The organism is Plantibacter sp. ME-Dv--P-122b (assembly GCF_030209375.1).
In the GTDB taxonomy this organism is placed as follows: Bacteria; Actinomycetota; Actinomycetes; order Actinomycetales; family Microbacteriaceae; genus Plantibacter.
On sequence record NZ_JARVSC010000003.1, the window covers coordinates 407,234 to 426,997 of the forward strand.

At 69.0% G+C, this 19,764-nt stretch carries 17 protein-coding genes and 1 riboswitch; of the genes, 13 read left to right on the forward strand and 4 right to left on the reverse strand.

All coding sequences use genetic code 11. The features are described from left to right. Positions 1–188 precede the first annotated feature (188 nt). From sdhC to QRN19_RS06630, 4 genes are read left to right on the forward strand one after another with little or no spacing between them, the layout of a single operon-like run. A complete protein-coding gene (gene sdhC, locus QRN19_RS06615; RefSeq protein ID WP_255376691.1) occupies positions 189–617 on the forward strand; it encodes a succinate dehydrogenase, cytochrome b556 subunit in 429 nt (142 codons plus the stop codon). Continuing rightward, positions 617–1,063, forward strand: coding sequence for a succinate dehydrogenase hydrophobic membrane anchor subunit (locus QRN19_RS06620; RefSeq protein ID WP_064294824.1), 447 nt, complete (start codon positions 617–619; stop codon positions 1,061–1,063). The genes sdhC and QRN19_RS06620 overlap by 1 nt, the downstream gene beginning before the upstream one ends. Before the next feature lie 26 nt (positions 1,064–1,089). After that, complete coding sequence (gene sdhA / locus QRN19_RS06625) at positions 1,090–2,892, forward strand: succinate dehydrogenase flavoprotein subunit (protein WP_285025946.1); 1,803 nt, start codon at positions 1,090–1,092, stop codon at positions 2,890–2,892. A 2-nt stretch (positions 2,893–2,894) separates the two neighbouring features. Beyond that, positions 2,895–3,662 carry a succinate dehydrogenase iron-sulfur subunit gene (locus QRN19_RS06630; RefSeq protein WP_285025947.1) on the forward strand — a complete coding sequence of 256 codons (768 nt, stop codon included), beginning with the start codon at positions 2,895–2,897 and terminating at the stop codon, positions 3,660–3,662. 145 nt (positions 3,663–3,807) lie between these two features. On the opposite strand, the gene ptsP is transcribed toward QRN19_RS06630, so the two are convergent. Then, complete coding sequence (gene ptsP / locus QRN19_RS06635; protein ID WP_285025948.1) at positions 3,808–5,466, reverse strand: phosphoenolpyruvate--protein phosphotransferase; 1,659 nt, start codon at positions 5,464–5,466, stop codon at positions 3,808–3,810. Positions 5,467–5,523: 57 nt separating this feature from the next. Between ptsP and QRN19_RS06640 the strand changes: the two genes are divergently transcribed. The 3 genes from QRN19_RS06640 (at position 5,524) to trpS (ending at position 8,762) form a co-directional block, all read left to right on the forward strand. Further along, positions 5,524–6,831 (forward strand): YihY/virulence factor BrkB family protein, encoded by a 1,308-nt coding sequence (locus QRN19_RS06640; RefSeq protein ID WP_285025949.1) that lies wholly within the window; start codon positions 5,524–5,526, stop codon positions 6,829–6,831. 9 nt (positions 6,832–6,840) lie between these two features. Beyond that, positions 6,841–7,686, forward strand: coding sequence for an exodeoxyribonuclease III (locus QRN19_RS06645; RefSeq protein WP_285025950.1), 846 nt, complete (start codon positions 6,841–6,843; stop codon positions 7,684–7,686). A 71-nt stretch (positions 7,687–7,757) separates the two neighbouring features. After that, a complete protein-coding gene (gene trpS, locus QRN19_RS06650) occupies positions 7,758–8,762 on the forward strand; it encodes a tryptophan--tRNA ligase (protein ID WP_285025951.1) in 1,005 nt (334 codons plus the stop codon). A gap of 123 nt (positions 8,763–8,885) precedes the next feature. On the opposite strand, the gene glpK is transcribed toward trpS, so the two are convergent. The 3 genes from glpK to QRN19_RS06665 all read right to left on the reverse strand — a co-directional run bounded on the left by glpK (position 8,886) and on the right by QRN19_RS06665 (position 13,137). Next, positions 8,886–10,400 (reverse strand): glycerol kinase GlpK, encoded by a 1,515-nt coding sequence (gene glpK / locus QRN19_RS06655; RefSeq protein WP_285025952.1) that lies wholly within the window; start codon positions 10,398–10,400, stop codon positions 8,886–8,888. A gap of 101 nt (positions 10,401–10,501) precedes the next feature. Beyond that, positions 10,502–11,254: an MIP/aquaporin family protein gene (locus tag QRN19_RS06660; protein WP_285025953.1), complete on the reverse strand. Its 753-nt coding sequence runs from the start codon at positions 11,252–11,254 to the stop codon at positions 10,502–10,504. Positions 11,255–11,400: 146 nt separating this feature from the next. Next, a complete protein-coding gene (locus QRN19_RS06665; protein WP_285025954.1) occupies positions 11,401–13,137 on the reverse strand; it encodes a glycerol-3-phosphate dehydrogenase/oxidase in 1,737 nt (578 codons plus the stop codon). 133 nt (positions 13,138–13,270) lie between these two features. Here QRN19_RS06665 and QRN19_RS06670 point away from each other — a divergent pair, with 133 nt between their 5' ends. The 6 genes from QRN19_RS06670 (at position 13,271) to QRN19_RS06695 (ending at position 19,764) form a co-directional block, all read left to right on the forward strand. Then, entirely contained in the window at positions 13,271–14,257 is a 987-nt protein-coding gene (locus tag QRN19_RS06670; protein WP_056012949.1) for a sugar-binding transcriptional regulator, read from the forward strand. A gap of 90 nt (positions 14,258–14,347) precedes the next feature. Next, a riboswitch (FMN riboswitch) is annotated at positions 14,348–14,509 on the forward strand. 80 nt (positions 14,510–14,589) lie between these two features. Beyond that, complete coding sequence (gene ribD / locus QRN19_RS06675) at positions 14,590–15,666, forward strand: bifunctional diaminohydroxyphosphoribosylaminopyrimidine deaminase/5-amino-6-(5-phosphoribosylamino)uracil reductase RibD (RefSeq protein WP_285025956.1); 1,077 nt, start codon at positions 14,590–14,592, stop codon at positions 15,664–15,666. Positions 15,667–15,687: 21 nt separating this feature from the next. Beyond that, positions 15,688–16,383, forward strand: coding sequence for a riboflavin synthase (locus QRN19_RS06680; RefSeq protein ID WP_285025957.1), 696 nt, complete (start codon positions 15,688–15,690; stop codon positions 16,381–16,383). Next, complete coding sequence (ribA, locus tag QRN19_RS06685; protein WP_285025958.1) at positions 16,380–17,663, forward strand: GTP cyclohydrolase II; 1,284 nt, start codon at positions 16,380–16,382, stop codon at positions 17,661–17,663. Before QRN19_RS06680 ends, ribA begins: the two co-directional genes overlap by 4 nt. Positions 17,664–17,743: 80 nt before the next feature. Then, positions 17,744–18,214 (forward strand): 6,7-dimethyl-8-ribityllumazine synthase, encoded by a 471-nt coding sequence (ribH, locus tag QRN19_RS06690; RefSeq protein WP_285025959.1) that lies wholly within the window; start codon positions 17,744–17,746, stop codon positions 18,212–18,214. Between the two features lie 203 nt (positions 18,215–18,417). Then, positions 18,418–19,764, forward strand: coding sequence for an MFS transporter (locus tag QRN19_RS06695; protein ID WP_285025960.1), 1,347 nt, complete (start codon positions 18,418–18,420; stop codon positions 19,762–19,764).

Genomic DNA, 19,764 nt, shown 5'->3' on the forward strand with positions numbered 1-19,764 from the left:
GGTGTCGCCTGGTCGTCGCGCAGGTGTCCGGCCTCTCTCGACGTCGAGACAGTTAGGCCAGCCTTAGCGGCGGGACCGCGCATCCCACGCCTACACTTGGTCCAGCGCGCCGATTCGACGCACGGCAGGCAACAACCCCCGCACGGCAGAACGATCTGCCGCAGATAGCGACTATCAGGGAGGACCTCGTGACCGCGAGTCTCACGCGAACGTCACCGTTGGAATCCACGACATCCAAACGCCCGGCCGGCACCCTGTACCGGGGCCGTGAGGGCATGTGGTCGTGGGTGCTCCACCGGATCACCGGCGTCGCCATCTTCTTCTTCCTCCTCGTGCACGTCCTCGACACCGCGCTGGTGCGGGTCTCCCCCGAGGCGTACAACGCGGTCATCGGCACGTACAAGAACCCCATCATGGGGCTCGGTGAGGTCGCGCTCGTCGCCGCCATCGCCTACCACGCGTACAACGGCATCCGCATCATCCTCATCGACTTCTGGTCGAAGGGCACCAAGTACCAGCGGCCCATGTTCTGGATCGTCATCGGTCTGTGGGTCGTGACGATGCTGGGCTTCACGCCGCGCCACCTGATCAACGTGTTCAGCGAGATGGGCCACTGATGACGACGATCGCCGCTCCCCGCACCCCCGCTCGTCCCGCGCGCCGCAAGGGCGTCAACTGGGAGAAGTGGGGCTGGATCTACATGCGCGTCTCCGGCGTGATCCTGCTGGTCCTCATCTTCGGCCACCTGTTCGTCAACCTCATGGTGGGCGACGGCATCAAGGCCATCGACTTCGCCTTCGTCGGCGGCAAGCTGTCGAACCCCTTCTGGCAGTGGTGGGACGTCGCCATGCTGTGGCTCGCGCTCATCCACGGCGGCAACGGCATGCGCACCATCGTCAACGACTACGCCACGGGTCGCACGATCCGCGGTGTCCTCAAGGTCGCGATCCTCGCCGCCGTCACCATCCTCATCATCCTCGGGACCCTGGTCGTCTTCACCTTCGACCCGTGCCCCGCCGGCGCACCTGCAGACCTGCTCGCGTCGTTCTGCCCCGCCAACTGAGCAACCGAGACCGAGCAACGGAAACCGTGACTACAGAAACCACCGAGTCCACCGTCATCGACGGCATCCACTACCACCAGTTCGACATCGTGATCGTCGGTGCCGGCGGTGCCGGCATGCGCGCCGCGATCGAGGCCGGCCCTGGAGCGAAGACGGCCGTCATCTCCAAGCTCTACCCGACGCGGTCCCACACGGGAGCGGCGCAGGGCGGCATGGCCGCAGCGCTCGCGAACGTCGAGGAGGACAGCTGGGAGTGGCACACCTTCGACACCATCAAGGGCGGCGACTACCTCGTCGACCAGGATGCAGCGGAGATCCTCGCGAAGGAGGCCATCGACGCGGTCATCGACCTCGAGAACATGGGCCTGCCGTTCAACCGCACCCCGGATGGCAAGATCGACCAGCGTCGCTTCGGCGGCCACACCCGCGACCACGGTAAGGCTCCGGTCCGCCGCGCCTGCTACGCCGCCGACCGCACGGGCCACATGATCCTGCAGACGCTGTTCCAGAACTGCGTCCGCCTCGGCATCAACTTCTTCAACGAGTACTACGCGCTCGACCTGATCATGACGAACGTCGACGGCGTCGACAAGCCGTCCGGTGTGGTCGCGTACGAGCTCTCCACCGGCGAGATCCACGTCTTCCAGGCGAAGGCGGTCATCTTCGCCACCGGTGGCTTCGGCAAGATCTACAAGACGACCTCGAACGCCCACACGCTCACGGGCGACGGCGTCGGGATCATCTGGCGCAAGGGTCTCCCCCTCGAGGACATGGAGTTCTTCCAGTTCCACCCCACCGGCCTGGCCGGTCTCGGCATCCTCCTCACCGAGGGAGCCCGAGGCGAGGGCGCGATCCTCCGGAATGCGAGCGGTGAACGCTTCATGGAGCGGTACGCACCGACCATCAAGGACCTCGCCCCGCGAGACATCGTGGCGCGCTGCATGGTCCAGGAGGTCGCGGAGGGCCGCGGCGCCGGGCCGAACAAGGACTACGTCTACCTCGACTGCACCCACCTCGGTGCCGAGGTCCTCGAGACCAAGCTGCCCGACATCACCGAGTTCGCGCGCACCTACCTCGGCGTCGACCCGGTGACGGAGCCCGTCCCGGTCATGCCGACGGCGCACTACGCCATGGGCGGCATCCCGACGAACGTCAAGGCCGAGGTCCTGAGCGACAACAACACCGTCGTCCCCGGCCTGTACGCCGCCGGTGAGTGCGCCTGCGTGTCCGTCCACGGCTCGAACCGACTCGGCACGAACTCCCTCCTCGACATCAACGTGTTCGGCAAGCGCGCCGGCAACAACGCCGTCGAGTACGTCCAGGGCGTCGACTTCACGCCGCTGCCCGAGAACCCCGCCGGCTTCGTCGCCGGCCTCATCGAGCAGATGCGGAACTCCAACGGCACCGAACGGATCTCCACAATCCGCAAGGAGCTCCAGGAGGAGATGGACCGCAACGCCCAGGTGTTCCGGACCGACGAGTCCCTCGCGGGCGTCACCGCCACCATCCACAACCTGCGCGAGCGGTACCAGAACATCGCCGTCCAGGACAAGGGCAAGCGCTTCAACACCGACCTCCTCGAGGCGATCGAGCTCGGCTTCCTGCTCGACCTCGCCGAGGTGGTCGTCTACTCCGCTCGCAACCGTCAGGAGAGCCGTGGCGGTCACATGCGCGACGACTACCCGAAGCGCGACGACGAGAACTACATGAAGCACACGATGGCGTACCTGTCCGGCGACCCGCACTCGTCCGACGCGGCCGACCACATCCGGCTCGACTGGAAGCCCGTGGTCATCACGCGGTACCAGCCGATGGAGAGGAAGTACTAGCGATGAGCACTGCAACGCTCGAGAACCCGCCGGCCGCGGCCCCGGAGGAGATCCAGTCCTTCACGGTCACCCTGATCATCCGTCGGTTCGACCCGGACGTGGACACCGAGCCGCGCTGGGAGGACTTCGACGTCGAGATGTTCCCGACGGACCGCATCCTGGACGCGCTCCACAAGATCAAGTGGGAACAGGACGGGACGCTCACGTTCCGTCGCTCGTGCGCACACGGCATCTGCGGCTCCGACGCCATGCGGATCAACGGCCGGAACCGGCTCGCCTGCAAGACGCTGATCAAGGACCTCGACATCTCGAAGCCGATCTACGTCGAGGCGATCAAGGGTCTGCCGCTCGAGAAGGACCTCGTCGTCGACATGGACCCCTTCTTCGCGTCGTTCCGCGAGGTGCAGCCGTTCCTCATGCCGGGCAAGCCCGCGGAGAAGAACAAGGAGCGCGTGCAGTCGGTCGCCGAGCGCGCCCGCTTCGACGACACCACGAAGTGCATCCTGTGCGCCGCGTGCACCTCGTCGTGCCCCGTCTTCTGGACCGACGGCCAGTACTTCGGGCCGGCGGCGATCGTGAACGCGCACCGCTTCATCTTCGACTCCCGCGACGACGCGTCGCAGGTCCGCCTGGACATCCTCAACGACCAAGAGGGCGTGTGGCGCTGCCGCACCACCTTCAACTGCACCGAGGCATGCCCCCGCGGTATCCAGGTCACGCAGGCGATCGCCGAGGTCAAGCAGGCCATGATCTCCGGCAAGGTCTCCTAGCCGTTCCCAACCCTGGTGTCAGCGCGATGCGCTGGCGCGAGTGCAGGCCATCACATCGAGCGCGCCCCTCCGGAGGGGCGCGCTCAATGCGTTCTCCCGCGGTCACGCCGAAGACGGCGCTCTCGCCTCAGCGCACCGCGCTGCGTCAGGCCAGCGCAGCGGCTCTTGCTTCAGCCGGCGACGCGGCGCTCAGGGCGTCCATGGCCATGGCCCGGGCCGCCTCGAGCGTGTAGCGGCGCAGCTCGCTCCGAACATCACCGAGCGCTGCCGGGGTGACCGAGAGACTCGTCGCCCCGAGTCCGACGAGCACGACCGCGAGGGCCGGATCCGCTGCCGCCTCCCCGCAGACGCCGATCGAACGCCCGGAGGCGAGCCCCGCGTCGCCGACGAGCTTCACGAGCCGCAGGACGGCCGGGTGCCACGGGTCCTGGTACGAGCCGAGTGGCCCGAGGAGACGGTCCGCAGCGAGCGTGTACTGCGTCAGGTCGTTGGTGCCGATGCTCACGAAGTCCGCGACCCCGAGGATCTGCGCGGCGAGCAGCGCACTCGACGGCACCTCGATCATCGTCCCGACCGTCCGCAGGCCGAGCCGCTTGGCGAGGGTCACGAACGCCGCGGCCTCGGGAAGGTCGGCGATCATCGGGGCCATCACCCAGAGGTCGGCCTCGTGGGCGTCCTGCGCGAGAGCGAGCGCCGTGAGCTGGTCTCGGAGCACCTCGTCACGAGCGCGGAGCGCCCGGATGCCTCGCACCCCGAGCGCCGGGTTGGGCTCGGCCGCATCGGGTCTGAGGAAGGCGAGCGGCTTGTCGGCCCCGGCGTCGAACATCCGGACGACGACCCGCTTGCCCGGGAACGCCGCGAGCAACTCGCCGTAGCGAGCAGCCTGCTCGGCGACGCCCGGTGCCTCCGCGCGGTCGAGGAAGAGCAACTCGGTGCGGAACAGCCCGACCCCCTCGGCTCCGAGCGCCAGCGCACCGGCCGCACCGGCGACCGACCCGAGGTTCGCGAGCAGGGGCACCGGGGTGCCGTCGGCGAGCTCGCCGGGCGAGCGCGGTGACACTCGCACCCGCTCGGCCGCGGTGGACCTGGCCGAACGCACCTCGCGCTTCGTCGGGGACCCGGTGACGACCCCGGCTCCGGCGTCGACGAGCACGATCTCACCGTCCTCGAACTGCTCGGCTCCGGCGACGCCCACCACGGCGATGAGCGACTGCTCGCGCGCGAGGATGGCCGTGTGCGAGGTCGCCGAACCGCCACTCGTCACGAGCGCCAACACCCGGTCGAGATCGAGGAGCGCGGCGTCGGCCGGAGCGAGGTCCGCGGCGACGAGGACGAACGGTTCGTCCGACTCGGGCGGACCTGGGACGGGGCGGCCGAGCAGCCGTGCGATGACCCGTTGCGAGACGTCACCGACGTCGGTCGCGCGGGCCGCCATGGGCTCCCCGAGGTTGAAGAGGACCTGCTGGACCGTCGCCAGAGCCTCGAACACCGCGCGCTCCGCGGAACGTCCGCCCGCGATGCGCGTCGCGACGTCCGCCGCGAGGGCCGGATCGTCAGCCATGACCGCCTGTGCTTCGAGCACGTCCTGCGCATGGCCACCGGCTCGATGAGCCCGCTCCTCGAGGTCGGCCCGCGTCGCACCCAGTGCTGCGACGGCCCTGGCTTGTTCGAGCGCGACGTCCCCGCCGAACGGGTCGGCGCTCGGCTCGGGCAGCGGCTCCGGCATGCGGAGCACGGGACCGGCGACGACGCCACGTCCGACGCCGGTGCCGGTGAACGTGCGTTGCCCCTCCGCCTCGCGCATGGTTCGACCCTAGTGCACCGTCTCTCCCCCGGTCCGGCCCGCTTGTAGGCTGGTGCGGTGACCAATCCGCGTGCGCCGAGGAAGGACTCCGTCGACGCACCGGACGTCAACACCACCCCCAGGGTGCGGCTGCAGCAGACACCACCGCCACTCGTGTTCCAGTGGATCCAGAACAGCGAGAACCCGTTCATCCGACGACTCGCGCCCCGCGCGGCGAGGGCGGAGCGCGCCACGACCTGGGTCATGCGGCTGAAGCCCTACCGCGTCATCCATCGGTATCTCGCCATGGACGGCAATCTCCTGGCCGCAGGGATCAGCTTCCAGGCCGTCTTCGCCGTGTTCGCCGCGGTCTACGTCGGATTCGCCATCACCGGCATCTGGCTCGGCAACAACGCCGAGGTCTTCCAGGCGCTGGTGGAGATCATCAACCGCGCCGTCCCAGGCCTCATCGGCACCGACGGCGAAGGCATCATCGCCGAGGAGCAGTTGTCGAGCGCCTCCCTGCTCGGCTGGACCGGGGTCATCGCCGCCGTCGGACTCATCTGGACGGCGATCGGTTGGCTCTACTACACCCGGCAAGCGGTCAGGTCGATCTTCGCGCTCCCGAAGGTCGCCGCGAGCTTCTTCCTGCTGAAGGTCGTCGACCTCGTCCTGGCACTCGCCTTCGGTGTCCTGCTCCTCGTCTCCGCGACGCTGTCGGTCGCCAGCACGCAGGCACTCAGCTGGCTGCTGGCACTCGTCGGACTGGAGGGCACCTTCTGGGTGACCGTGGGCAGCCGCGTCGTCGGTCTGGTCGTCGCGGTCGTCGTGAACCTCGTCACCCTCGGCGCCATGTACCGCGTGCTCAGCCGGATCCGGATCCCGTGGCGCAACCTCTTCGGAGGCGCACTCCTCGGCAGCTTGGTGCTCTCGCTCCTGAGCGTCGCGAGCAGCGCGGTGATCGCCGGGGCCTCCCGGAACCCCCTGCTCGCGACCTTCGCGGTGTTCATCGGCCTCATGCTGTGGTTCAACCTCGTGAGCCGGGTGATCCTCGCCTCCGCTGCGTGGATCGCCGTCGGGCTCGACGACCAGGGCATCAGTGTGCGCACCACGACGCCGGAGGAGCAGGCGGCCGAAGAGCTGGCGGCCAGGAGACTGATCGCGGAGGCGGAACTGCGGGAGGCCCGCGAATCCCTCCGGCACGCCAAGGGTCCGGCGGTCTGGTTCGCCCGTCGGCGCGTGCGGCACGCCGAGGATGCCGCAGCCGAGCTCATCCGACAACACGGTGAGGCCCCTGAGTCGCCCGCGACGGAGGCATCGGATCCACCCCATCGCCGACGTCCGGGCGGACGCCTGGGCCAGGGCGTTGTCGGCCCCCGCGACTAAGCTGGAGGCATGTCTGCACCCCTCCGCATCGCCAGTGTCAACGTCAACGGAGTCCGCGCGGCCTTCCGCAAGGGGATGGGCGACTGGCTCGAAGACCGCGGGGTCGACATCCTCGCCCTGCAGGAGGTCCGCGCCGCGACGAGCGACCTCGAGACGCTCTTCGGACCGGACTGGAACATCCTGCACGACGCCGCGACCGCCAAGGGGCGCGCGGGCGTCGCGATCGTCAGCCGTCGCTCGGCGGGCATCCACCGCGTCGCCCTCGGTGCCGACGACTTCGACAGCGCGGGTCGGTGGATCGAGGCCGACTTCGACATCGACGGCACCCTCGTCACGGTCGTGAGCACCTACGTCCACTCCGGCGAGGTCGACACCCCCAAGCAGGTCGAGAAGTTCCGCTTCCTCGAGGCCATGCTCGAGCGGCTGCCCGCGCTGCGCGAGCACAACCCGCTGTCCCTCGTCGTCGGCGACCTCAACGTGGGTCACACCGAACTCGACATCAAGAACTGGAAAGGAAACGTCAAGCGTGCCGGTTTCCTGCCCGCCGAGCGGTCCTATTTCGACCGCTACCTCGGCCCGGCGGGCGAGACCGTGACGGGCGTCGATGGCGTGACCGGTACCGGCCTCGGCTGGGTCGACGTCGGGCGTCAGGCGGCCGGCCAGGTCCCCGGCCCCTACACCTGGTGGTCCCAGCGCGGCCAGGCCTTCGACACCGACACCGGATGGCGCATCGACTACCACCTCGCCACCCCCGAGCTCGCAGCCCTCGCGTCCGGCTACACGATCGACCGGGCCGCGGCGTACGACCAGCGATGGTCCGATCACGCCCCCGTCGTCGTCGACTACGCCGTCTGACCCTTCGGCATCACGCCACCCCACCACTCCGTGCCCCGGCTCCGGCCGCTCATCCCTCTGCGAGAACCCACATGACCAAGCCACGCCTGTACTCCGGCATGCAGCCTTCCGCCGACTCGCTCCACCTCGGCAACTACATCGGTGCCCTCCTGCAGTGGAAGCAGATGCAGCAGGAGCACGACGCCTTCTTCAGCATCGTCGACCTGCACGCGATCACGGTGCCGCAGGACCCGGCCGAGCTGCGCGAGAAGACCCGTCGCACGGCCGCCCAGTACATCGCCGCAGGCATCGACCCCTCGGCCTCGACGCTGTACGTCCAGTCGCACGTCCCCGCGCACGCGCAGCTGGCCTGGGTGCTCAACACGATCACCGGCATGGGTGAGGCTGCGCGCATGACGCAGTTCAAGGACAAGTCGGCCAAGCACGGGCGCGACGCCTCGTCGGTCGGGCTCTTCGCCTACCCGATCCTCATGGCGGCGGACATCTTGCTCTACCAGACCGACATCGTGCCGGTCGGCGACGACCAGCGACAGCACATCGAGCTCACGCGCGACCTCGCCGAGCGGTTCAACGCCCGCTTCGGCGACACCTTCGTCGTCCCGAAGGCGCAGATCCAGAAGGACTCCGCGCGCATCTACGACCTCCAGAACCCGACGTCGAAGATGTCGAAGTCCGCCGAGACCCCGGCAGGGATCATCTGGTTGCTCGACGAGCCGAAGGTCACGCAGAAGAAGATCATGCGTGCGGTCACCGACAACGACGGCGTCATCGCCTTCGACGCCCAGACGAAGCCCGGCGTCTCGAACCTGCTGAGCATCTACTCCGCGATCACCGGCTCCCCCATCGAAGCCGTCGTCGGCGAGTTCGAGGGTCGTGGCTACGGCGACCTCAAGAAGGGCCTCGCCGAAGTCGTCGTCGGCGAACTCGAGCCGGTCCGTGCGCGCGCGCTCGAGCTCCTCGACGACCCCGCCGAGCTCGACCGCCTGCTCGCGGTCAACGCCGCGCGCGCGACCGAGGTCGCCGAGCAGACCCTCGCCGAGGTCTACGACCGCGTCGGACTCCTCCGCCCCGCCTGATCCCGCCGTCCGTTCGCCCATCTTCGGGCGAACGAGGGCTCCGTCGCCCGAAGATGGGCGAACGGACCACGACAGAACGGCCCGCCCTCCGCGAGGAGGACGGGCCGTTCCGGTCGGTCGGGACTACTGCACGTCGTCGTCGACCCAGTCGAAGGTCTTCGTGACGGCCTTCTTCCAGTTGCGGTAGAGGCGGTCGCGCTCCTCGGAGTCCATGTTGGGCTCCCAGCGCTTGTCCTCCTGCCAGTTCTTCGCGAGGTCGTCGAGGTCGGACCAGAAGCCGACGGCGAGACCGGCCGCGTAGGCCGCGCCGAGCGCCGTGGTCTCCGCGACGACCGGTCGGATGACCGGGACGCCGAGGATGTCGGCCTGGAACTGCATGAGCGTGTCGTTGGCGGTCATGCCGCCGTCGACCTTGAGCTCCGTCAGCGGGACACCCGAGTCGGCGTTGACGGCGTCGATGACCTCGGCCGTCTGGAACGCGGTCGACTCGAGGGCGGCGCGGGCGATGTGGCCCTTGTTGACATAGCGGGTGAGCCCGACGAGCGCACCGCGGGCGTCCGGGCGCCAGTAGGGCGCGAACAGCCCGGAGAATGCCGGCACGAAGTACGCGCCACCGTTGTCCTCGACGGTCTTGGCGAGCGCCTCGACCTCGGGAGCCGAGGAGAACATGCCGAGGTTGTCGCGCAGCCACTGGACGAGCGAACCGGTCACGGCGATCGAACCCTCGAGCGCGTAGTGCGGCTTCGCGTCGCCGAGCTTGTAGCCGAGCGTCGTCAGCAGACCGTTCTCGGAGTGGACGATCTCCTCACCGGTGTTGAAGATGATGAAGTTACCGGTGCCATAGGTGTTCTTGGCCTCGCCCTGCTGGAATGCGGCCTGCCCGAAGGTCGCCGCCTGCTGGTCGCCGAGGATGCCGGCGATCGGGGTCTCGCGGAGGAGGCTGTCGTCGGACGCGTGTCCGTAGACCTCGGAGGAGCTCTTGATCTCCGGGAGCATCGACTTCGGGACGCCGAACGCCTTGAGGATCTCGTCGTCCCACTGCAGGGTCTCGAGGTCCATGAAGAGCGTGCGCGAGGCGTTCGTGACGTCGGTGACGTGCACGCCGCCGTTGACACCACCGGTGAGGTTCCAGATGACCCAGCTGTCGGTCGTGCCGAAGAGGAGGTCGCCCGCCTCGGCCTTCTCGCGAGCACCCTCGACGTTCTCGAGGATCCAGACGATCTTGGTGCCGGAGAAGTAGGTCGCCAGCGGCAGGCCGACGGTCTTCTTGAAGCGCTCGACGCCACCGTCCGCGGCGAGGCGGTTCACGATGTCCTGCGTGCGAGTGTCCTGCCAGACGATCGCGTTGTAGACGGGCTGACCGGTGGTCTTGTCCCAGACGACGGCGGTCTCGCGCTGGTTCGTGATGCCGATGGCCGCGATGGCGTGCCGGGTGATGTTGGCCTTGCTGAGCGCCTGGCCGATGACCTCGCGGGTGTTGTTCCAGATCTGGTTCGGGTTGTGCTCGACCCAGCCGGCCTTCGGGAAGATCTGCTCGTGCTCGAGCTGGCCCGTCGAGACGATCGATCCGCTCTTGTCGAAGACGATGGCCCGGGAACTCGTCGTCCCCTGGTCGATTGCGATGACGTAGTCCGCCATTGGATACTCCTTCGTTGCGTGCGTTGCGAGGTGAGGCACCGGAACCGGTACCCCGGGGTGCCGCGGCGGTGGTCGTGTCCGGTCACCGCCGCAGCGTCAGGTCAGACGGCCGGGAGCAGCACCATCGAGGCGAGGGCCGCGAGGACACCACCGAGCAGGGGGCCGACGACCGGCACCCAGGCGTAGGACCAGTCGCTCTTGCCCTTGCCCTTGATGGGGAGGATGGCGTGGGCGATGCGCGGACCGAGGTCACGTGCCGGGTTGATCGCGTAGCCGGTCGGGCCACCGAGGGAGGCACCGATACCGACGACGAGCAGGGCGACGGGCAGGGCGCCGAGGGCTGCGAGTCCTCCGGGGACGCCCTCGATGACCACCGCGTCGGGGCCGGTCTTGCCGAAGGACATCACGACGAAGACGAGGACGAAGGTCGCGATGACCTCGGTCACGAGGTTCCAGCCGTAGCTGCGGATCTCCGGACCGGTCGAGAAGACACCGAGCTTCTTGCCCGGGTCCTCCTCCTGGTCGAAGTGCTGCTTGAAGGCGAAGTACGTCAGCACGGCACCGATGAAGGCACCGACCATCTGCGCCGCCCAGTAGACGAGCGCCGTACCGAAGTCGATCGACCCCGTGGTGAGGAAGCCGATCGTGACGGCGGGGTTCAGGTGTCCGCCGGAGGCGTAGGACACCGTGACACCGGCGAAGACCGCGAGGCCCCAACCGAAGTTGATGAGCAGCCAGCCGCCACCGAGGCCCTTGGATTTCGTGAGGATCGCCGTGGCGACCACACCGGTACCGAGGAGGACGAGCATCGCCGTCCCCACGGTCTCGGAGAGGAAGATGGTTCCGAGGTTCATGTCTTCATTGACCTTTCATAGGTGTGGCCGTGTGGGGGCCGACGCCGAGGCGCGAGCCCCGCTGGGCTAGGTTGCACTGACCAGTTGCTTGTAAGGTAGCCAGCTCCTGTTGCACAGGACAAGGGCCTTGCCTGCACATTCGTGCATTATGAGAACGCCGGGGCCTCCTTGGCGGCGTCGACCCGGAGCTCGACCTGGTGGGCGTCGCGCAGGCGGTCGAGCGCTGCGGTGATCTGCGCGGTCCGCTCGGCGTCGTCCCACCCGAGGACACCACCGACGACGCGGGCGATCTCGTCGACGAGGTCGGCGGTGAGCGATCCGGTGAAGGCGAGACTCGTGCGGCGGTGCAGCACGTCGGAGAGGTGCACGACCTGCTCCTGCTCGACGAGGTACTCCAGCTCCTGCACGCTGTAGTCGGCAGCGCCCTGCAAGCGGTCGTCGCCGTGCTCGGACAAGTGCTCGAGGAGTGCGGCTGCCTTCGTGCCGTACCGGTTGAGCAGCTGCTCGGCGCGCTTCGCACCGGTGCCGTCCTCGTGCGCGGCGACCCAGGTACGCGTCGCGGCGTCGGTGCGCGGGAAGCCGGCGCCGCCGCCGATCGCGAGTCCGAGGGTCTGCACGGGTCGCGGGGCACCGATGGTGTTGAGCACATCCGTGCTGAGGTGCTCGGCGAGGGCCCGGAAGGTGGTCCACTTGCCACCGACGAGGCTGAACACGGTGGTGGACGGACGTGCAGCGGCGGCCCGGCGCTCGATCCGGTAGTCGCGCGACACGAAGCCGGGGGCCTCGTCGTCGTGCTTCGGCAGCGGACGGATGCCGGAGAACCGGTACACGATCTGCTCGCGCGAGGTCGCGATGGTCGGGAAGACGTGCTTCACGAGGTCGAAGAAGTAGTCGACCTCCTCCTCGGTGCAGACGCTCGGGGTGCTCGGGTCCGCGTCGATGTCGGTCGTGCCGACCATGACCTTGCCCTTGAGCGGGTAGATGAGGACGATGCGGCCGTCCTCGTGCTCGAAGAAGATCTCGCGCCCCTTGGTGGCCGCGTAGAGCTCCGGGTTGTCGAGGACGATGTGCGAGCCCTTCGTGCCACCCATGTAGGTCGTCGGCTCGCCGAGGCCGGCGTTCGTGAGGTCGGTCCAGGGGCCGGAGGTGTTGACCACGACGTCGCTCGTCACGGTGAAGGTCTGGCCGGTGACGGTGTCGCGGAGCTCGACGCCGTCGGCTCCCATGCCGACCGCCTCGACGTAGTTGACGGCGCGGGCGTGCGGGCCGGCGGCGAGGCCGTCCATGAGGACGTCGAGTGCGAGGCGCTCCGGGTCGTGCATGGAGGCGTCGTAGTAGGTCGCCGTGTACTTGAGGCCGGGGTTCATCTTCGGCAGGTCGGCGAGGGACTTCTTGCGGCCGTGGAAGCGGTGGCGCGGCACGCTGCCGCCGTCCCGGGAGAAGGAGTCGTACGCGGTGAGGCCCACCTTGATGAGCAGCGCACCACGCTCCTGCGGCTTGCCCTGCTTGTGGGTGAGGAAGCGCAGCGGTGCGGAGAGGATGCCCGAGAAGGTCGAGAAGATCGGGACCGTGGTCTCGAGCGGCTTCACGTAGTGCGGGGCGATCTTGATGAGCCCGTTGCGCTCCTGCACCGACTCCTGGACGAGACGGAACTCGCCGTTCTCGAGGTAGCGGATGCCGCCGTGGATCATGTGGCTCGACGCTGCGGAGGCACCGGAGGCCCAGTCGTTGCGTTCCACGAGCGTGACGTCGACGCCCTGGAGCGCGAGGTCGCGGAAGGTCGCGATGCCGTTGATGCCGCCGCCGATGATGAGCACCGACGCCTGCGGGCGGTCGATGACGGACTGGACGGTGGAACGGGGAGCTGACGACTTGAGGGACATGAGATGCCTCGCTTCTTCGCGGTTGGAACGCGACGCTGCCGGGATTGCGCGCCGCCGAATGATGTGACTGAATACATCGTGACACCCGCTGCAACTCTGAACAGCCCTAGTGAACAAACGTGCAAGGAGACCGATGTCGCTCGCAGACGCGCTCAGCCAGCCGGACCGGACGGCCGAGGCGCTCCGCGCCGCACAGCTGTATTACGTGCAGGATCTCACCATGGAGGCCATCGCCCAGGAGCTCCACACCTCTCGGTCGTCGGTGTCCCGCCTACTCGGATACGCCCGGGAGAGCGGGCTCGTCGACATCCAGGTGCGCTCCCCGCACGACATGCCGTCTCGGCTCGAGGCGGAGTTCCGCGACCGCTTCGGCGTGACCGCCCACATCGTCCCGGTCCCCGACCACACGAGCGACATCGACCGCCTGGAGCGCGTCGCCCTCTCGGCTGCACGTTTTCTCGGCTCGGTGTTCGACTCGAACATGACGCTCGGCCTGGCATGGGGCTCGACCGTGAGTGCGGTGGCGAGGCACCTCACCCCCAAGCGGACCCACAACTCGCAGATCGTCCAGCTGAACGGTGCGGCCAACACGCGCACCTCGGGCATCCTCTACGCGAGCGAGATCCTGCATCGATACGCGGACGCCTACGGGGCCTACGCGCAACAGTTCGCGGTGCCGGCCTTCTTCGATGATCCGGCGACCAAGCTCGCCCTCTGGCGGGAGCGCAGCATCCGACGGGTGCTCGAGATCCAGCGCCGCATGGACGTCGCACTGTTCGGTCTCGGTTCGCAGCTCTCGGGGGTGCCCAGCCATGTGTACGTCGGCGGCTACCTCGACGACAGCGACTTCGAGGCGCTCGCGAGCGCCGGGGCGGTCGGGGACGTCGCGACGGTGTTCTTCAGAGCCGACGGTTCCTGGCGGGACATCCCCTTCAACAACCGTGCGTCCGGGCCCGACCTCGACGTGCTGCGCGGCGTCTCCCGTCGGATCTGCGTGGTCGCCGGAGCCGCCAAGGTGCCCCCGCTCCTCGGGGCGTTGGCGGGAGGACTCATCTCCGACCTCGTGGTCGACGAGGGAACGGCCCGCGCGGCGATCGACCAGCACGACGCCCAGCGCTGATCCCGGCCGCATCAGGCGCTGCAACCGGGCGTCATCCGAACCGGGAATAGGGCACCCACTCAGGCCGTTGGCCTAGAATCGACAACACGTAACGTGCTCCGGGGTCGGTGAGAGTCCGAACCGGCGGTGATAGTCCGCGACCCGTGTCTCGCGCAAGCGAGGCCCGGTTGACCTGGTGGAACTCCAGGACCGACGGTTATGAACGCGTCTGCTCGCAGGCGGCGTTCGAGTCCGGATGGAAGGAAGCACGGGCGTCGGCCGATGGTCGACGCCGGCGAGCACCTGCCCGCGACCCCGGAACTCGTGTCAGTACCGACCGAGATGACGGACAGATGAGCGCAGGAACCGAGGCACCGCAGGCGAGTGTCCGCGAGGAGCAGGCCATGCTGCGTGCGCTCGAACTCGCTGCCAACGGCCCGTCCCGCGGCGTCAACCCCCGCGTCGGCTGCGTGATCCTCGACGCCGACGGCACCGTGCTCGCCGAGGGCTGGCACCGTGGAGCCGGCACCCCGCATGCCGAGGTCGACGCCCTGTCGCACCTCGCACCCGGAGCGGCCCGCGGCGCGACCGCCGTCGTCACCCTGGAACCCTGCAACCACACGGGCCGGACCGGTCCGTGTGCCGTCGCCCTCCTCGAAGCCGGCGTCGAGCGGGTCGTGTTCGCCGTGGACGACCCCGGCCACCACTCCGGAGGCGGAGCGGAACGGCTCCAGGACGGCGGCGTGACCGTCGTCGGCGGCGTGCTCGCCGGACCGGCGGAGGACCTCCTCGACGACTGGCTCACCACCGCCCGCCTCGGCCGCCCGACCGTCACGGTGAAGTGGGCCTCGAGTCTCGACGGGCGGATCGCCGCGAGCGACGGCACGAGCCGCTGGATCACCGGCGATGCCGCTCGCGACGACGTCCACCGTCGACGGGCCGCCCACGACGCGATCCTCGTCGGCACGGGGACGGTCCTCGCCGACGACCCGAGCCTCACCGCTCGCAACGACCGCGGCGACCTCCTGCCCGAGCAGCCCCTGCCCGTCGTCATGGGTGATCGCCCGATCCCCCGGGACGCCGCGGTCCACCGTCACCCCCGGCCGGTCGTCCTCCACCACGGGCACGATCCGGCTGCGCTGCTGGCCGAGCTCCGCGCCGCGGGCGTCCGGAGCGTCTTCATCGAGGGCGGCCCGACCATCGCCACAGCGTTCCTCCGCGCGGGACTCGCCGACACGGTCCTCACCTACCTCGCCCCGGTGCTCCTCGGCGGCCCTCGCCTCGCGATCGGCGACCTCGGTGTCGACACCATCGGCGATGCGATCCGCCTCACCACCGTCGGCGTCGAACCGCTCGGCGACGACCTCCTCGTCATCACGACACCCGACCGCAGCGCCTCCGCCTCGGCCGCCCACGACCTCACCGTCTGACCCCCAGAGAACGGACCACCCATGTTCACGGGCATCATCGAAGAACTCGGCACCATCGTCGCCATCGACCACGGCGAGGACTCGGCACGGTTCACCGTCCGCGGCCCGGTGGCCCTCCAGGGCACGCGGCACGGGGACTCCATCGCCGTGAGCGGCGTCTGCCTCACCGTCGTCGAGCAGACCGCTGACACCTTCACCGCCGACGTCATGGCGCAGACCCTCGTGATGAGCTCGCTCGACGGCGTCACGGTCGGATCGCCGGTCAACCTCGAACGTGCGGCCCGCGTCGGCGACCGCCTCGGTGGCCACATCGTCCAAGGTCACGTCGACGGCACCGGCACCGTCCTGGCCACGGTGCCCGGCGAGGCCTGGCGCGTCGTACGCGTCTCGCTCCCCGCGGCGCTCGCGCCACTCGTCGTCGACAAGGGATCGATCACCGTCGACGGCGTCTCGCTCACCGTCAGCGCCATCAGCGCACCGGATGCGCCGGAAGCCTGGTTCGAGGTGTCCCTCATCCCCGAGACGCTGGCCGCGACGACGCTCGGCGACCGGGTCCCCGGCGACCGCGTGAACCTCGAGACCGACATCCTCGCCCGGCACGTCGAACGCATGCTCGCATTCAGCCGTCTCGAGTCGGCACTCCCCAGCAGCATCGGCCAGGATCCGCAGTCCGCGGACCCGGTCGGCACCACCGCCACCGGAAGGGGCAACGCATGACCATCGCCAGCATCCCGGAGGCCCTCGAGGCACTCCGCCAGGGTCGTCCGGTCATCGTGGCCGACGACGAAGGCCGTGAGAACGAGGGCGACGTCATCCTCGCCGCGGAGTCCGCCACCCAGGAGTGGATCGCGTGGACGGTCCGTCACTCCTCCGGCTTCATCTGCGCACCGATGACGAACGAGATCGCCGACCGTCTGGCCCTCCCGCCGATGGTCGCGCTCAACGAGGACCCCAGAGGCACCGCGTACACCGTCACGGTCGACGCGGCCGACCGGCTCAGCACCGGCATCAGCGCCGCCGACCGCGCGCACACCCTGCGCGTGCTCGCCGACCCGGCGTCCGTGCCCGCCAACCTCTCGCGCCCCGGACACATCGTCCCGCTGCGCGCCGTCGACGGCGGGGTGCGCGAGCGCGACGGGCACACGGAGGCGGCCGTCGACCTCATGAAGCTCGCGGGGCTCGTCCCCGTCGGGGCGATCTCCGAGATCGTCGCCGACGACGGCGAGATGATGCGTCTGCCCGGCCTCATCGCCCTCGGGGAGCGGGAGGGCGTGCTCGTCACGACCATCGCCGCACTCATCGCCTTCCTCGAGGAGAATCCCGACGCGGCCGCGGTGTGCGCCGAGGAACGCGCCGCGCAGGCGGCCATCCCCGAGTCGTCGAACGTGTCGTTCGAGGTGGAGACGACCGTCCCGACGACCCACGGCTCGTTCCGGCTGCGCGCCTACCGCGACCGCAGGACCGGGGCCGACCACGTCGCGATCATCGCCGGCGACCCGCAGGCCACCGGCGCGCTCGTGCGCGTCCACTCGGAGTGCCTGACCGGCGAGGCGTTCGGCTCGCTCAAGTGCGAGTGCGGACCGCAGCTCGACAGCGCCCTCGACACCATCCAGCGCCACGGCGGTGTGGTCGTCTACCTCCGCGGGCACGAGGGGCGCGGCATCGGCCTCGTCAACAAGCTGCGCGCCTACCGGTTGCAGGAGGACGGTCTCGACACCCTCGACGCCAACCTCGCACTCGGGTTGCCGGCCGACGCCCGCGACTACACGGCGGCGAGCGCGATCCTGACGGACCTCGGCATCACCTCCGTGCGCCTGCTCTCGAACAACCCGGAGAAGGAGCGCCAGCTCACGAACCACGGCATCGCCGTCAGCGAGCGCGTCCCGCTGGTCGTCGGCGTCGGTCTGTTCAACGAGGGCTACCTCGAGACGAAGCGCGACCGCATGGGCCACAGCATCGGCTTCGAGCTCGCACCCGAACCGCACCCCCACCAGTAGTCCTCATCCCCGACCGACTCGGGGAGCGAGCACACCACCAACCCCCTCGAGGCATTCGGGGGACGAAGACAGGAGACCGCATGAGCGGCGAAGGATCCCCCACCATCAGCGTCGACGGCACCGGCCTCGACATCGTCGTCATCGCCGGCACCTGGCACGAGACCATCACCGACGGCCTCATCGCCGGAGCCGTGAAGGCCCTCGACGCCAGCGGCGCCAACCACCGCCTCGTGCGGGTCCCCGGGAGCTTCGAACTCCCGGTCGTCGCCAAGGCAGCCCTCGAGGCCGGCGCCGACGCGGTCGTCGCACTCGGGGTCATCATCCGCGGCGGCACCCCGCACTTCGAGTACGTCTCCGGCGCCGCGACGAGCGGCCTCACCCAGGTCAGCATCCAGACGGGCAAGCCCGTCGGCTTCGGCGTCCTCACGCTCGACGACGAGAAGCAGGGGCTGGACCGCGCGGGGCTGCCCGGGTCGAAGGAGGACAAGGGCGCGGAGGCCGCCGATGCCGCCGTCGCCACCGCGGTCGTCCTCCGCGAGCTGCGCGGCTGACCCGACCGGAGGCGCATCACGCGGCATTCCGGCATCGGCATTCGCCCCGCAGGGCAACCGAATACCGGAATGCCGTACTTCGGCGTACAGTGTCATGGTCCTGCCACAAGCGGGCGAACCTCTGATCCTGCCGTCGTCGGCGGGCGTGCGCGACCGGTGCTGATGCTTCGACGGCGTCCATTCCCGAACCGAAACGCGCACGCATGTCTCTCGAAGCAACCCCAGTCACCAAGGCCCCGGTCAATCCGCGCTCCCGTGTCGTCCTCGCCAGCCTCATCGGCACGACGATCGAGTTCTACGACTTCTACGTCTACGCGACGGCCGCCGTCCTCGTCTTCCCGCATCTCTTCTTCCCGAGCGAGGACCCGACCGCTGGTCTCCTCGCCTCGTTCGCCGTGTTCGGCGCCGCGATGGTCGCCCGCCCCGTCGGTGCCGTCATCTTCGGGCACCTCGGCGACAAGCGGGGCCGGAAGGCGACCCTCGTCGGCGCCCTCCTCACGATGGGGATCGCGACCTTCCTCATCGGCCTGCTGCCGACCTACCAGCTCGTCGGCTGGGTCGCTCCGCTGCTCCTCGTGATCCTCCGCATCGGTCAGGGCTTCGCGCTCGGCGGCGAATGGTCGGGAGCCGCCCTCGTGGCGACGGAGAACGCGCCGACCGGCAAGCGCGCCCTGTTCGGTACGTTCCCGCAGCTCGGTGCGCCGATCGGCTTCATCATCGCCAACGGACTCTTCCTGATCATCGCGGCGATCCTGCCGAGCGACGACCCGTCCATGCCGTCCGAGGCCTTCCTCGAGTGGGGCTGGCGCATCCCGTTCCTCTTCTCCGTCGTCATGGTGATCGTCGGCCTCTGGGTCCGACTCCGCCTCGTCGAGAGCAACGCGTTCACGAACGCGAAGGAGCAGGGCAAGGTGCAGCGGTCGCCGCTCGCGAGCGTCTTCAAGCTGCACTGGCGCAAGCTGATCCTCGGCACCTTCTTCATGCTCGCCACGTACGTCCTCTTCTACCTGATGACGACGTTCTCCCTGAGCTACGGCCGTGCGCCGCTCGACGCACCGGTCGCCGGGCTCGGCTACAGCTACACGACCTTCGTGCTCATGCTCATCGCCGGCGTGGTGTTCTTCGGGATCTTCACGCTCGTGTCCGGCCCCTTCGCCGACAAGTACGGACGCCGCAAGACGCTCATCGTCGTGACGAGCGCGATCCTCGTGTTCGGGCTCGTCTGGGTCCCGCTGCTCGGCGCCGGGTTCACCGGGGTCATGATCTGGCTCATCATCGGGTTCAGCCTCATGGGATTCACCTTCGGACCGATGGGCGCCCTGCTGCCCGAACTGTTCCCGACGAACGTGCGGTACACCGGGTCCGGCATCTCGTACAACGTGTCGTCGATCCTCGGTGCCGCGGTCGCACCGTTCATCGCCGTCGCGCTGTGGAGCGCCGGCGGCGGCAGCCCGTTCTGGGTCGGCGTCTACCTCTCGGCGATGGCCCTGATCACGCTCGTCGCCCTCATCGTCTCCAAGGAGACCAAGGACGTCGACATCGACGCCTGA